Source organism: Streptomyces sp. NPDC014864, from assembly GCF_043081525.1.
GTDB lineage: Bacteria > Actinomycetota > Actinomycetes > Streptomycetales > Streptomycetaceae > Streptomyces.
This window is the reverse complement of sequence record NZ_JBIBWT010000006.1, coordinates 251,702-265,469: the sequence shown is the minus strand read 5'-3', so window position 1 is coordinate 265,469 and position 13,768 is coordinate 251,702. Positions and strand designations below refer to the sequence as shown.

Here is a 13,768-nt window from a genome sequence, read left to right as displayed (position 1 = left end):
GCCGGGCCCCCGGAAGGGACCCGGCACCGGCGTGACGAGCGGCGGGCGGCCTCAGCAGCCGAGCAGGCGGCTCGCGAGGTAGCCCTCGATCTGGTCCAGCGACACGCGCTCCTGCTTCATCGAGTCACGCTCGCGGACGGTGACCGCGTTGTCCTCGAGGGTGTCGAAGTCGACCGTCACGCAGAACGGCGTGCCGATCTCGTCCTGGCGGCGGTAGCGGCGGCCGATGGCGCCCGCGTCGTCGAACTCGATGTTCCAGTTCTGGCGCAGGGCCTGGGCGAGGCCCTTGGCCTTCGGGGACAGCTCCGGGTTGCGGGACAGCGGCAGTACCGCGACCTTCACCGGGGCCAGGCGGTGGTCCAGGCGCAGCACGGTGCGCTTCTCCATCTTGCCCTTGGCGTTGGGCGCCTCGTCCTCGACATAGGCGTCGAGCAGGAAGGCGAGCATCGCGCGGCCGACACCGGCCGCGGGCTCGATGACGTAAGGCGTCCAGCGCTCGCCGGCCTCCTGGTCGAAGTAGGAGAGGTCCTGGCCGGAGGCCTTGGCGTGCGCGCCGAGGTCGTAGTCGGTGCGGTTGGCCACACCCTCCAGCTCGCCCCACTCGTTGCCGCCGAACTGGAAGCGGTACTCGATGTCGGCGGTGCGCTTGGAGTAGTGGGAGAGCTTCTCCTTCGGGTGCTCGTACCAGCGCATGTTCTCCTCACGGAGACCCAGGCCGGTGTACCAGTTCCAGCGCTGCTCCATCCAGTACTCCTGCCACTTCTCGTCCTCGCCCGGCTTGACGAAGAACTCCATCTCCATCTGCTCGAACTCGCGGGTGCGGAAGATGAAGTTGCCGGGCGTGATCTCGTTGCGGAAGGACTTGCCCATCTGCGCGATGCCGAAGGGCGGCTTGCGGCGCGAGGTGGTCTGCACCTGGGCGAAGTTGGTGAAGATGCCCTGGGCGGTCTCGGGGCGCAGGTAGGCGACGGAGCCGGAGTCCTGGGTCGGGCCGAGGTGGGTGGACAGCAGGCCCGAGAACTGCTTGGGCTCGGTGAACTGGCCCTTGTTGCCGCAGTTGGGGCAGTTGACGTCCGCCAGGCCGTTCTCCGGGACACGGCCGTGCTTGGCCTCGTAGGCCTCCTCCAGGTGGTCCGCGCGGAACCGCTTGTGACACGCGGTGCACTCGGTGAGCGGGTCCGTGAAGGTGGCGACGTGGCCGGAGGCGACCCAGACCTCGGGGGCCAGGATCACGGACGAGTCGATACCGACCACGTCCTCGCGCGACGTCACCATGTAGCGCCACCACTGGCGCTTGAGGTTCTCCTTGAGCTCGACACCCAGGGGCCCGTAGTCCCACGCGGCGCGCTGGCCGCCGTAGATCTCACTGCAGGGGAATACGAAGCCACGGCGCTTGCTCAGGCTGACGATGGTGTCGATCTTGTCGGCGGCCACGGTGCTCTCTTCATTACGACGACGGGCGACGAAGCGAGACGCTTCAGAGCGAATGCTTCAGCGTACCGGCGGAGGCTCCCCCTCAATCAAATCGGTGCCGGGTGCGGGCGGAATGCGGGCCTCCGGCGGGGCTCCGACCCAGCTTGTTGACAACGGTTTCCATGTTTGATGAAAATGACTGTCATGAACGTACGACGACGCCTCATATCCGGGACCGCGGCCGCGGCGGCCGCCGCCCTCGGCCTCGGAGCCCTCTCCGCCTGCTCGACCGCGGGTGCCGCGGGCGGCACCGGCAAGTTCGACGTCGTCGCGTCGTTCTATCCGATGGCCTTCCTCGCCGAGCAGATCGGTGGGAACCACGCGCACGTCACCACGCTCACCCAGCCCGGCCAGGAGCCGCACGACCTGGACATCAGCGCCCGGCAGACCGCTCAGCTCCAGGACTCCGACGCGGTGCTCTACCTCAAGGGGCTTCAGCCGTCCGTCGACGACGCCGTCGCGCAGTCGGAGATCGGGACGAAGATCGACGCCACCTCGCTGACCACGCTGGAGGAGCACGGCACCGAGGTCGGCGGCCACGCCGAGGCCCACGACACGCACGGCGGCGAGGAGTCCGGTGCCAAGGACCCGCACGTCTGGCTCGACCCGGTGCGCTACGCGCGCATCGCCGAGGGCGTGGGCAGCGCCTTCGAGAAGGCCGACCCGGACCACGCGGCCGACTACCGCGAGAACACCGCCGCCCTGGTGAAGAAGCTGAAGGCCCTCGACACCCGGTACGCCACCGGGCTCAGGAACACCAGGACCAGGGTCTTCCTCACCACCCACGCCGCCTTCGGCTACCTCGCCGAGCGCTACGGCCTGACTGAGGAGGCCGTCAGCGGCCTCGACCCCGAGTCGGAGCCCAGCGCGGCGCGGGTCAAGGAGCTGGAGCGGATGGCGAAGGCCGACGGGGTCACCACGGTCTTCTACGAGACGCTCGTCAACGACGGCACCGCCCGGACCGTCGCCCGGGACGCGCGGCTGCGGACGGACGTCCTCGACCCGGTCGAAGGCATCACCGGCAAGTCCCGCGGCCGTGACTACATCCAGGTCATGGACGCCAACCTCCAGGCCCTGCGCAAGGCCCTGGGCACCAAGTGACCGTGAGGGAGGACGTCATGGACGTCACCAACGTCGTGGACGAGCCCGTCATAGCGCTGCGCGGCGTCCGCGCCGAACTGGGGTCGCGCCCCGTGCTGCGCGGCATCGACCTCACCGTGCGCCGCGGCGAGGTCGTCGCGCTGCTCGGCGCGAACGGCTCGGGCAAGTCGACGGCCGTGCGCAGCGCCATCGGCCAGGTGCCGGTCGGCGCGGGCGAGATCGAGCTGTTCGGCACCGCGCTGCGCCGCTTCCGCGACTGGGCGCGCGTGGGGTACGTCCCGCAGCGCACCAGCGCCGCGGGCGGGGTGCCGTCGACGGTCACCGAGGTCGTCTCCTCGGGTCGGCTCTCCCGCACCCGCTTCGGCGTCTTCCGCAAGGCCGACCACACGGCCGTACGGCGTGCCCTGGAGCAGGTCGGCATGGCGGACCGGGCCAGGGACTCCGTGCACGCCCTCTCCGGGGGCCAGCACCAGCGGGTGCTGATCGCCCGCGCGCTGGCCGCCGAACCCGAACTGCTGATCATGGACGAGCCGATGGCCGGCGTCGACCTGGCCAGCCAGGAGGTGCTCGCACGCACTCTGCGGGAGCAGGTGGCGGCGGGTGCGACGGTGCTGCTCGTCCTGCACGAACTGGGTCCCCTGGAGCCGCTGATCGACCGGGCCGTCGTCCTGCGCGACGGCTGCGTCCTGCACGACGGCCCGCCGCCGAAGGCGGTCGGCCAGCACGCCCTGCCCGGCCACGACCATGTACACCCGCACGACGCCCCGGGCGCCGATCCGATCCGGACGGGACTGCTGAGCTGATGGACCTCCTGAACTACGACTTCATGCAGCGGGCGCTGCTCGCCGCCGTCCTGGTCGGCATCACCGCCCCCGCCATCGGCATCTACCTCGTGCAGCGCCGCCAGGCCCTGATGGGCGACGGCATCGGCCACGTGGCGATGACCGGCGTCGGCCTCGGCTTCCTGCTGTCCGCCTCCCCCGTGTGGATGGCGACGGCCGTCTCCGTGCTCGGCGCGGTGCTGATGGAGCTGATCCGCTGGTACGGCAGGACCCGCGGCGACATCGCCCTGGCGATGCTCTTCTACGGCGGCATGGCCGGCGGCGTGCTGCTCGTCAACCTCGCCCCGGGCGGCTCCAACGCGAACCTGATGTCGTCCCTCTTCGGCTCGCTGTCGACGGTCTCGCGGTCCGACGTGACGGCGATCTGCCTGCTCGCCGCCTTCGTCGTGGTGGTCACCGTGGGCCTGCGCCGCCAGCTCTTCGCGGTCAGCCAGGACGAGGAGTTCGCGCGGGTGACCGGCCTGCCGGTGCGCGCCCTGAACCTGCTCACGGCCGTCACGGCGGCGGTCACGGTGTCGGTCGCGATGCGGGTGGTCGGACTGCTGCTGGTGTCGGCGCTGATGGTCGTCCCGGTGGCCGCCGCCCAGCAGCTCAGCCGCGGCTTCGCGGCCACCTTCGCCATCTCCGTCGGCATCGGCGTCGTCGTCGCGATCGGCGGCACGGTCGCCTCCTTCTACCAGGACGTCCCGCCCGGCGCGACGATCGTGCTGCTGACCATCGCGGCCTTCGTCGCGCTGACGGCGCTGGCCGCACCGCTGGCCCGGCGGCGCGCGCGGGCGCTCGACACCGGGCGGCCCTCCGGGGACCCGGCGGAGTGCGCGATTCCGGCCACCCGGGGGGCCGCGGACGAGGTCGGCGTCTGACCCCACGCGGTCCGGGCTGGCACAATGGCCCGGCAGGCGCAGACGTGGCCGTGCGGGAGCCGACGGGGCGTGCCGGCAGGCGCACCCAGCAGGTGAACGGGCCATCGAGTAGGAGGCATCCGGTGACGACCGCAGGACCGCCCGTGAAGGGCCGCGCCACCCGGCAGCGTGCCGCTGTCGCGGCGGCCCTCGACGAGGTCGACGAGTTCCGCAGCGCGCAGGACCTCCACGACATGCTCAAGCACAAGGGCGACTCGGTCGGGCTCACCACCGTCTACCGCACCCTTCAGTCCCTCGCCGAGGCCGGCGAGGTCGACGTGCTGCGCACCTCCGAGGGCGAGTCGGTCTACCGCCGCTGCTCGACGGGCGAGCACCACCACCACCTCGTCTGCCGCGTCTGCGGCAAGGCCGTCGAGGTGGAGGGGCCGGCCGTGGAGAAGTGGGCCGAGGCGATCGCCGCGGAGCACGGCTACGTCAACGTCGCCCACACCGTGGAGATCTTCGGCACCTGCGCGGAGTGCGCGGCGGCGGACCGCTGACGCGGATCAGACGCGGGTCAGGTTGCGGTCGAGGATCTCCCGCAGCCGGTCCGCCTCGGCGGGGTCGCTCAGGCCGCGCTTGGGCAGCATGGTGAACCCGACAGCGTTCTTGTCAGCGCTCAGCAGGACGAACGCCTCCCGGGTCTCCGCGTAGCGCGGCTGCGCGACCCAGTCCACGGAGGCGGTGGTGTGGTCGGTGCTCAGGGCCAGACCGGCCTCCGTGACCGTCGCGCGGAACGTGCCCTGCCGCTGGGACAGCCGGTGCACCTGCCGCGCCTGGAGCCACGGCGTGAACCACACCAGGCAGGCGGCGACCAGCGCGTACACGACGACGTTCACCGAACCACGGCGTCCGGCGATCACGAGGGCGGCCTCGAGCCCGCCGCAGACGAGCAGAACGTACGGCAGCCATCGCTGCATACGGCCCAGCCGCCCGGCCCGTCTGCGTGCCCGCAGCGCCGACGCGTAGTCCCCCACCGTCGGCTGGTACACCAGTTCGACCCCGTCCCGCGCGGCATCCCGCCCCGTGTTCATGTCCATGACCATGAGGCGGAATCGTAGCGGCAGTGATCAACTGTCTTCGCTGCGGCCCTCCATGGCCAGCAGTTCCTCGTTCGGGATGGCGCCGCCGAAGCGCCGGTCGCGGGAGGCGAACTCGAGACACGCCCGCCACAGGTCGCGCCGGTCGAAGTCCGGCCACAGCACGTCCTGGAAGACCATCTCGGCGTAGGCGCTCTGCCAGAGCAGGTAGTTGGAGGTGCGCTGCTCGCCGCTCGGACGCAGGAACAGGTCCACGTCCGGCATGTCCGGGTAGTACAGGTACTTCGCGAGGGTCTTCTCGTTGACCTTCGACGGGTCGAGACGGCCCGCCTTCACGTCCTGCGCGAGCGCCTGGGCGGCGTCGGCGATCTCGGCCCGGCCGCCGTAGTTCATGCAGAAGTAGAGGGTGAGCCGGTCGTTGTCCTTGGTCTGCTCCTGGGCGGTCTGGAGCTCCTTGGCGACCGACTTCCACAGCTTGGGCATACGGCCCACCCAGCGCACCCGGATGCCCAGTTCGTCGAGCTGGTCGCGGGTCTTGCGGATGAAGTCGCGGTTGAAGTTCATCAGGAAGCGGACCTCTTCGGGCGAGCGCTTCCAGTTCTCCGTGGAGAAGGCGTACAGGGAGATGTTGCGGACGCCGAGCTCGACCGCGCCCTGGAGCACGTCCAGCACGCGCTCGGCGCCCACCTTGTGGCCCTCGGTGCGGGGCAGGCCGCGCTCCTTGGCCCAGCGGCCGTTGCCGTCCATGACGATCGCCACGTGGTCGGGGACCAGCTCGCCGGGCAGCTTCGGCGGGCGGGCACCGGACGGGTGTGGCTCCGGCGCCTTGTACTCGCGGCGCCGGCGTCCCAGGAACCCGCTTACCACCATGTGTCTCTCGTCTCCTTCGTGTCAGGACGTCGTGTCGTTCAGGACTTCTCCACGTAGCGCAGGGAGCGCAGCCCGCGCTCCAGGTGCCAGTGCAGATAGGCGGACACCAGCCCGCTGCCCTCCCGGACGTGCCGCGGCTCGCAGGCGTCCGCGGTCTCCCAGTCTCCCGTGAGCAGCGCGCCCAGCAGTTCCAGGGTCTGCGGTGAGGGTACGACGCTGCCGGGCACCCTGCAGTCGACGCAGACCGAGCCGCCCGACGCCACCGAGAAGAACCGGTTCGGACCGGGCATTCCGCACTTGGCGCAGTCGCCGAAGCTCGGGGCGTAGCCGTTGACGGCCAGCGAGCGCAGCAGGAAGGCGTCGAGCACCAGGTGCGGGGCGTGCTCGCCGCGGGCGAGGGTGCGCAGCGCGCCGACGAGCAGCAGGTACTGCTGCACGGCCGGCTCCCCCTCGTGGTCGGTGAACCGCTCGGCGGTCTCCAGCATCGCCGTCCCGGCGGTGTAGCGGGCGTAGTCCGCCACGATCCCGCCGCCGTACGGGGCGATGGTCTCGCTCTGCGTGCACAGCGGCAGCCCGCGGCCCACCAGCTCGCTCCCCCGCGCGAAGAACTGCACGTCGACGTGGGAGAACGGCTCCAGCCGGGCGCCGAACTTGGACTTGGTCCGCCGCACCCCGCGCGCCACCGCCCGCACCCGCCCGTGCCCGCGCGTGAGCAACGTGATGATCCGGTCCGCCTCGCCGAGCTTCTGGGTGCGCAGGACGATGCCGTCGTCGCGGAAGAGACTCATCGCGCACCCCCGCCGCAGTCCGGCCGGGGGTCCGGGGGTCGTCCCCCGGGAGAGCACAGCATGATCCGGTCCGCCTCACCCAGATTCCGGGTGCGCAGCACGATGCCGTCGTCGCGGAACAGACTCATGGCCCCATTGTCGCGTACGGGGTCAGCGTGGGCGGTCGGGGTGACGTATGACGTCCCAGGGGGCGAGGTTCCACGGGCTGGCCCGGTTCCCCGGGTCCAGCAGGGAGCGCAGATGGGCGTCCGCGACGGCCTGCGGAGCGGGGAGAGCGGCGTCGGAGGCACCTACGGCGCCGGTACGGCCCCTGAGGTCGTCCCGCCACACCTTCCGCCCCAGCAGATAGTGGTCGGCGTACTCCCGCCAGGAGCCGTACGTCCCCGCGACCGACGGCACGATGTTCTTGAGCGCCGTCCACGCGTCGGCCTCGGTGATCAGCCCGGCGGCGAAGCCCCGGCGGGAGATGTCCGCGTACAGGGCGGCGTCCCAGGCCAGCGGCGCGACGCCGAGCAGCCGGTGCGCCCGCGTGCGGTAGCCGGCGCCCGCCAGCCAGTCGAGCCGGTCGGCCAGCTCCCGCGGGGTGGTGATCTCCCACTGGTCGGCCAGCCACCGCCGGGAGCTGTCGTCGTCGATCCGCCGCAGCGGGTAGAGCGTGGTCCGCGAGGCCTCCGGGCCACGGCTCACCGGCGCGCTCAACGAGACCATCCACAACTGGTGCCGGGTGAGCGGGACCGGGTAGCGGCGACTGGCCCGCGGCCTCCTCCACCTCGACAGCCGCGACATGTTCAGCAATGTCGACACGTTCCACGAACTCATGCGCCCGCACCCTACGGCAGGAGCTTCCCGGCCGGTGAGACCTCTCGGCTCACGGCACCTCGCCGCGGCCGCGGGCACTGGTGCGCGCCGTGGCCGTGCTGAGCCGATCGGCCGGGGTGGCCCGCACCAGCTCCGCCGCGCGGTCCCACTTCCGGCCGCCGCCGAGGGGGCGCGGAGTTCGTCGGGGCCGTGGGGAGCTCGCGTCTGCGACGTGTCCCGGCGCGGCGGGCGGCTATACAGGTCCTCATGACTCTTCCCACCCCGCTGACGGGTGTCGTCCCGCCCGTGTGCACGCCCCTGACCCCCGACCGCGAGGTGGACGTGCCCTCGCTGCTGCGGCTGGTCGACCATCTGGTGGAGGGCGGGGTGCACGGGCTGTTCCTGCTCGGGTCGACGTCCGAGGCGGCCTTCCTGACGGACCGGCAGCGACGGCAGGTGGTGGAGGCGGTCGTCGCGCACGTCGGCGGGCAGCTGCCCGTCCTGGCCGGGGCGATCGACATGACCACCGCGCGGGTGCTCGAGCACGTCGCGGCGGTCACGGCGGCGGGCGCGCAGGCGGTCGTGGTCACCGCGCCGTTCTACGCCCGTACTCACCACCCGGCGGAGATCGCCCGCCACTACCGCCGGGTCGCGGCCGGCAGCCCGGTCCCGGTCCTCGCCTACGACATCCCGGTGTCGGTGCCCGCCCGGCTTCCGGCCGCCGTGGTCCTGGAGCTGGCGGCCGAGGGCGTCCTGGCGGGGCTGAAGGACTCAAGCGGCGATCTGGGGGGCTTCCGGGAGGTCGTCACGGGCGCCCGTACCGACCCGGCGACCGCCGCCTTCAGCGTGCTGACCGGCTCCGAGCTGATCACGGACGCCGCCCTCGCGGTGGGCGCGGACGGGGCGGTGCCGGGCCTGGCCAACGTCGACCCGCACGGCTACGTACGCCTCTACCGCCTCGCCCGCGCGGGCGACTGGGACGGCGCCCGCGCGGAACAGGAGCGTCTGGCCGCCCTGTTCCGCATGACCGGCGCCGGCGACCCGGCCCGCATGGGCCCGGGCTCCTCGGCCCTCGGCGCCTTCAAGGCCGCCCTGCACCTGCGGGGCGTCATCGCCTGCCCGTCCACGGCGGACCCGCAGATCCCGTTGTCACCGGAAGAGGTGGAACACGTGGGGAAGTTCCTATCGGCTGCCGGGTTGCTCTAGGCGTCCGTCTCTTCCGGTCAGCCGACCTTCCGCAATTCTCCGTCGGCGAAGACCGCGACCGTCACGAGGTTGCCTCCCAGCGCCTCGACGTAGCGGGCCACGACCTCCGTTCCGGAAACCTGGCCGCTCTCGATCTGTGAGACGCGGCCTTTGCTCACTCCCATACGCTCGCCACCTGCGCCGTTCCTCGAGATTGTGCAGGGCCGATCCCTTGATCCGATCGACCAGGGGACGCCCCTCGGCGGGACCGTGGCAGGCAAGAACCCAGATGGCCCGGTTCACGAGCACATATGTGTCGGAGTCGCGCTTCTCCAGCTCGTTGCGACATCGCCGGAGTCGCTGACGCGGCCTCCGCCGCTGGATCCAACCGGTGGAGACGGAGTCAGGACGGTGTCCGGGCCGCTGCCAGGAGGCGGGTGACGTCGTCCGTGCAGATGGTCAGGGCCGCGCCGACGGTGGTCAGGGCGTCGCGTTCGGCCGGGGTGTAGGGGCCGTCGGCCAGGGCGATGCGGGCGGCCTGGAGGAGGATGGACTCGCGGCCGGCGGGGGCGAGGTGCGGGGCGAGCGGGTCGAGCGCCTCGTGCAGCTCTATGGCCAGACCCGGGCCGCACGGCTGCCCGTGGACCCGCCCGGTGTCCGCGGCGAGTCCCTCGACCAGGACGGCGAGCTGCTCCTCGGTGCAGTCGTCGAAGCCGGCCGCGCGGACCGCGGCCGCGGCGGTCTCCAGCGCGGGGCGGGCGCAGGTGCCGTCGGCGGCCAGCACCGCCAGGGCGACGGTGTGCACGGCGTCGCGGAGCATGGCGGAGAAGCGGATGGTGGTCGGGTGGTCCAGGACGTCGGTGCCGAAGTGGCCGCGGCAGGCGGCGCATTCGACGACCGGCCCGGTCACACCGCGCGGCAGCAGGGGCATGCCGAGGACGGTGAAGCGCCGGCGCCCGCTCAGGCGCTGGTAGTTGCGGTCGCCGCCGCAGCCGGGGCAGAAGAACTCGCCGTCGCCGACGGCCGACCACGCGGTCCGGGTGCCCAGCACGCACGCGCGCCGGACCACACGGCCGTCTCGTCCCCGTCCAGGCAGCACGTCGCACCTCCGTAACCCCACGGCAACATTGCCGCGCAGGCGTGATGTTAGCCACATAGGTGAGGCGGAGTCAGTACCCCGGACGAGACCTTTCCGTGACCTCCGCGGGCACATGGCCGAGATACGACGGGGCCCCGGCCGCCGCGGTGGGCGGCCGGGGTCCCGAATTCGCCGGTGGGAGTGGTCAGCGGGCCGCGCGGTTGACGGCCGAGACGACCGCCTTCAGCGACGCACGCGTCGTGTTCGCGTCGATGCCGATGCCCCACAGGACCTTGTCCTCGATGGCGCACTCGATGTACGAGGCGGCCTGCGCGGAGGCGCCCTCGCTCATCGTGTGCTCCTGGTAGTCGAGCAGGCGTACGTCGACGCCGATGGACTCCAGGGCGCTGAAGAAGGCCGAGATCGGACCGTTGCCGGAGCCGGTCAGCACGGTGTCCTCGCCGTCGACGGTGGCCTCGACGGTGAGGGTGTCCACGCCGTCGGTGTCGGTGGTCGACTGGCCGGTCCTGACCTGGATGCGGCCCCAGGGGTTCTCCGGGTTCGGCAGGTACTCGTCCTGGAAGGCCGCCCAGATGTCCTTCGGCGTGACCTCGCCGCCCTCGGCGTCCGTCTTGGCCTGGATGATCTTGGAGAACTCGATCTGCATCCGGCGCGGCAGGTCCAGCTTGTGGTCGTTCTTCAGGACGTACGCGACCCCGCCCTTGCCGGACTGCGAGTTGACGCGGATGACGGCCTCGTAGGAGCGGCCGACGTCCTTGGGGTCGATCGGCAGGTACGGGACCGCCCACTCGATGTCGTCGACCGTGACGCCCTTGGCCTTCGCGTCGGCCTCCATGGCGTCGAAGCCCTTCTTGATGGCGTCCTGGTGGGAGCCGGAGAAGGACGTGTAGACCAGGTCGCCCACGTACGGGTGACGCGGGTGGACCTCCATCTGGTTGCAGTACTCCCACGTACGGCGGATCTCGTCGATGTCGGAGAAGTCGATCTGCGGGTCGACGCCCTGCGAGAACAGGTTCATGCCCAGGGTGACCAGGTCGACGTTGCCGGTGCGCTCGCCCTGCCCGAACAGGCAGCCCTCGACGCGGTCGGCGCCGGCCATCACGGCCAGCTCGGCGGCGGCGACGGCGGTGCCGCGGTCGTTGTGCGGGTGGGCGGACAGGCAGACGAACTCGCGCCGGGAGAGGTTGCGGTGCATCCACTCGAAGCGGTCCGCGTGCGTGGACGGCGTCGAACGCTCCACCGTGGCGGGCAGGTTGAGGATGATCTCGCGGTCCGGACCGGGCTGCCAGACGTCCATGACGGACTCGCAGACCTCCAGGGCGAAGTCCAGCTCGGTGTCGGTGAAGATCTCGGGGCTGTACTGGTAGCCGAACTCGGTCTCCGGGCCCAGCAGCTTCTCCCCGTACTCCATCACCAGGCGGGTGCCGTCGACGGCGATCTGCCGGATGTCGTCCCTGGAGCCGCGGAAGACGACCCGGCGGAAGACCGGGGCGGTCGCGTTGTAGAGGTGGACGTTGGCGCGCCGGGCGCCCTTCAGGGACTCCACGGTCCGCTCGATCAGGTCCTCGCGGGCCTGGGTCAGCACGGAGATCGTGACGTCGTCGGGGATCGCGCCCTCTTCCTCGATGATCGAGCGCACGAAGTCGAAGTCGGTCTGGCCGGAGGCCGGGAAGCCGATCTCGATCTCCTTGTAGCCCAGCCGGACCAGCAGGTCGAACATGGCGCGCTTGCGGGCCGGGGACATCGGGTCGATCAGGGCCTGGTTGCCGTCCCGCAGGTCGGTGGAGAGCCACCGGGGGGCGGTGGTGATCCGCTGGTTCGGCCAGGTGCGGTCGGGGATGTCGACCTGCTCGTACCGGCCGTACTTGCGGATCGGCAGGGAACTGGGCTGCTGGCGGTTGGCCATGGGGGCGTGGGCTCCTCGAAAAGTCCGCGGGTCCGCGGGTCCGGAAGGACGGCCGACGGCGCAACGCCACACTCCGCGGGGAGGGAGTCGGCCTCGACTACAGGCCCTCGCCGCGGCAGCTAAGAAGAAGCAGCCCGAAACGCATGATGCTCCGCAGCCTAACCGAGCCGCGCCGGATGCGCTGGCCTGTCCCAGTATGCGAAACCAGAGGGACCAATAGGACAATCAGTGCGCCATATCACGCCGACCGTCGCCCCCTGGCGCTTCGCCACGGAGCGTTACATCCAGTGCCCGGATATTTCACCAATCATGGTTGCGGGTAGTGACATTGGCATAACCGAGTGCGATGGTGCCGGGCATGACCCACAACGGGGGCTTCGAGCCCGTCTTCTGCACGATCGTGCCGCCCCACGTCCTCGACCGCCTCGCGCGACACGAGGACCCCGCGCTCGCCGATCCCGCGCGCCGCACCCTGGAACGCGACGCCTACGAGCGCACCCACCGCCGGCTGACCACGGTCATCGGCGCCCCGTCGATCGCCGCGCCCGCCGCGGCCGAGGCAGGCAAGCCGCACCGCACCATCTGCGACGCCCGGCACGGCACCGACCTGCCCGGCACCAAGGTCCGCGCCGAGGGCGACCGGGACAACCAGGACTCGACCGTCAACCGCGCCTACGACGGCCTCGGCGCCACCTTCGAGCTGTACCTGAAGGCCTACGAGCGCGACTCGATCGACGCCAACGGGCTGCCGCTGAACGCCACCGTCCACTACGACGAGCGGTACAACAACGCCTTCTGGAACGGCGAGCAGATGGTGTTCGGCGACGGTGACGGCGAGATCTTCCTCGACTTCACCCTCCCGATCGACGTCATCGGCCACGAGCTGACCCACGGCGTCACCCAGTACACCGCCAACCTGACGTACTTCGGCCAGCCCGGCGCGCTCAACGAGTCGCTCTCCGACGTCTTCGGCTCGCTCATCAAGCAGTACTCGCTCGGCCAGACCGCCGCCGAGGCCGACTGGCTGATCGGCGCCGGACTGCTCGCCCCGCGGGTGACCGGCAAGGCGCTGCGCTCCATGAAGGAGCCGGGCACGGCCTACGACGACGACGTCCTCGGCAAGGACCCGCAGCCGGCGACGATGGACGACTTCGTCCGCACCGGACGGGACAACGGCGGCGTCCACATCAACTCCGGCATCCCCAACCACGCCTTCTACCTCGTGGCCACCGCGCTCGGCGGCCACGCCTGGGAGCGGGCCGGGCAGATCTGGTACGACGTGCTGACCGGCGGCCGGCTCAAGCAGGACGCGATGTTCGCGGACTTCGCCACCCTCACGCTCTCCACGGCACGGGAGCGCTACGGCGAGGGCGAGGAACTGGAGGCGGTGCGCAAGGCCTGGGAGCAGGTCGGGGTGCGCACGCTGTAGTTCCGTACTAGACAGGGACCCATGCGTATCGAAGTAAGGCGCACGGGCGGATTCGCGGGCATCGAGCGCCACGCCGAGGTGGACACCTCGGGGCGGCCCGACGCCGACGAGTGGCGAGCCCTGGCCGACAAGGCGCTGGCCGACGGCCAGGGCACACCACCGCTCGGAGTGCCGGACGGCTTCGGCTACGAGCTGACCGTGGACGGCAGGACGGTGTACTTCGCCGACCCCCGGCTGACGCGGGAGCAGCGCGAGCTGGTCACACGCGTGCTGAAGGAGGGCGCGTGACCGGCTCCCGCCCCCCACGCCCGCCCGCCGGGGGCTCAACTTCCTTT

At 71.3% G+C, this 13,768-nt stretch carries 14 protein-coding genes and 1 pseudogene; 7 read left to right on the top strand and 8 right to left on the bottom strand.

Features of this window, described 5'->3' with window-relative positions; all coding sequences use genetic code 11:
- Positions 1-51: 51 nt before the first annotated feature.
- Positions 52-1,434: a glycine--tRNA ligase gene (locus tag ACF1A5_RS13625; RefSeq protein ID WP_392193000.1), complete on the bottom strand. Its 1,383-nt coding sequence runs from the start codon at positions 1,432-1,434 to the stop codon at positions 52-54.
- A gap of 183 nt (positions 1,435-1,617) precedes the next feature.
- Between ACF1A5_RS13625 and ACF1A5_RS13620 the strand changes: the two genes are divergently transcribed.
- The 4 genes from ACF1A5_RS13620 to ACF1A5_RS13605 all read left to right on the top strand — a co-directional run bounded on the left by ACF1A5_RS13620 (position 1,618) and on the right by ACF1A5_RS13605 (position 4,818).
- Positions 1,618-2,574 carry a metal ABC transporter substrate-binding protein gene (locus tag ACF1A5_RS13620; RefSeq protein ID WP_392192999.1) on the top strand — a complete coding sequence of 319 codons (957 nt, stop codon included), beginning with the start codon at positions 1,618-1,620 and terminating at the stop codon, positions 2,572-2,574.
- 17 nt (positions 2,575-2,591) lie between these two features.
- Positions 2,592-3,377 carry a metal ABC transporter ATP-binding protein gene (locus tag ACF1A5_RS13615; RefSeq protein WP_392192998.1) on the top strand — a complete coding sequence of 262 codons (786 nt, stop codon included), beginning with the start codon at positions 2,592-2,594 and terminating at the stop codon, positions 3,375-3,377.
- Complete coding sequence (locus ACF1A5_RS13610) at positions 3,377-4,279, top strand: metal ABC transporter permease (RefSeq protein WP_392192997.1); 903 nt, start codon at positions 3,377-3,379, stop codon at positions 4,277-4,279. The genes ACF1A5_RS13615 and ACF1A5_RS13610 overlap by 1 nt, the downstream gene beginning before the upstream one ends.
- Before the next feature lie 122 nt (positions 4,280-4,401).
- Positions 4,402-4,818, top strand: coding sequence for a Fur family transcriptional regulator (locus tag ACF1A5_RS13605; protein WP_392192996.1), 417 nt, complete (start codon positions 4,402-4,404; stop codon positions 4,816-4,818).
- A 6-nt stretch (positions 4,819-4,824) separates the two neighbouring features.
- On the opposite strand, the gene ACF1A5_RS13600 is transcribed toward ACF1A5_RS13605, so the two are convergent.
- The 4 genes from ACF1A5_RS13600 to ACF1A5_RS13585 form a co-directional block, all read right to left on the bottom strand.
- The gene (locus tag ACF1A5_RS13600; RefSeq protein WP_392192995.1) at positions 4,825-5,358 is read right to left on the bottom strand and encodes a hypothetical protein; all 534 of its coding nucleotides are present in this window, start codon (positions 5,356-5,358) and stop codon (positions 4,825-4,827) included.
- 30 nt (positions 5,359-5,388) lie between these two features.
- Positions 5,389-6,228: an isoprenyl transferase gene (locus ACF1A5_RS13595; protein WP_392192994.1), complete on the bottom strand. Its 840-nt coding sequence runs from the start codon at positions 6,226-6,228 to the stop codon at positions 5,389-5,391.
- Positions 6,229-6,266: 38 nt separating this feature from the next.
- Positions 6,267-7,016 carry a DNA repair protein RecO gene (gene recO / locus ACF1A5_RS13590; protein WP_392192993.1) on the bottom strand — a complete coding sequence of 250 codons (750 nt, stop codon included), beginning with the start codon at positions 7,014-7,016 and terminating at the stop codon, positions 6,267-6,269.
- A 150-nt stretch (positions 7,017-7,166) separates the two neighbouring features.
- Positions 7,167-7,835 (bottom strand): DUF1266 domain-containing protein, encoded by a 669-nt coding sequence (locus tag ACF1A5_RS13585; RefSeq protein WP_392192992.1) that lies wholly within the window; start codon positions 7,833-7,835, stop codon positions 7,167-7,169.
- A gap of 246 nt (positions 7,836-8,081) precedes the next feature.
- Between ACF1A5_RS13585 and ACF1A5_RS13580 the strand changes: the two genes are divergently transcribed.
- On the top strand, positions 8,082-9,020 hold the full coding sequence (locus ACF1A5_RS13580; protein ID WP_392192991.1) for a dihydrodipicolinate synthase family protein: 939 nt from the start codon (positions 8,082-8,084) through the stop codon (positions 9,018-9,020).
- 17 nt (positions 9,021-9,037) lie between these two features.
- On the opposite strand, the pseudogene ACF1A5_RS13575 reads toward ACF1A5_RS13580, so the two are convergent.
- The 3 genes and pseudogenes from ACF1A5_RS13575 to leuA form a co-directional block, all read right to left on the bottom strand.
- Positions 9,038-9,190: pseudogene (locus tag ACF1A5_RS13575) on the bottom strand (transcriptional regulator); the annotation flags it as partial.
- Positions 9,191-9,402: 212 nt separating this feature from the next.
- The gene (locus tag ACF1A5_RS13570) at positions 9,403-10,098 is read right to left on the bottom strand and encodes a TerB family tellurite resistance protein (RefSeq protein ID WP_392192990.1); all 696 of its coding nucleotides are present in this window, start codon (positions 10,096-10,098) and stop codon (positions 9,403-9,405) included.
- Positions 10,099-10,282: 184 nt separating this feature from the next.
- A complete protein-coding gene (gene leuA / locus ACF1A5_RS13565) occupies positions 10,283-12,004 on the bottom strand; it encodes a 2-isopropylmalate synthase (protein ID WP_392192989.1) in 1,722 nt (573 codons plus the stop codon).
- A gap of 358 nt (positions 12,005-12,362) precedes the next feature.
- Between leuA and ACF1A5_RS13560 the strand changes: the two genes are divergently transcribed.
- On the top strand, positions 12,363-13,433 hold the full coding sequence (locus ACF1A5_RS13560) for a M4 family metallopeptidase (RefSeq protein ID WP_392192988.1): 1,071 nt from the start codon (positions 12,363-12,365) through the stop codon (positions 13,431-13,433).
- 21 nt (positions 13,434-13,454) lie between these two features.
- Positions 13,455-13,721 carry a protealysin inhibitor emfourin gene (locus ACF1A5_RS13555; protein ID WP_392192987.1) on the top strand — a complete coding sequence of 89 codons (267 nt, stop codon included), beginning with the start codon at positions 13,455-13,457 and terminating at the stop codon, positions 13,719-13,721.
- Positions 13,722-13,768: the final 47 nt, after the last annotated feature.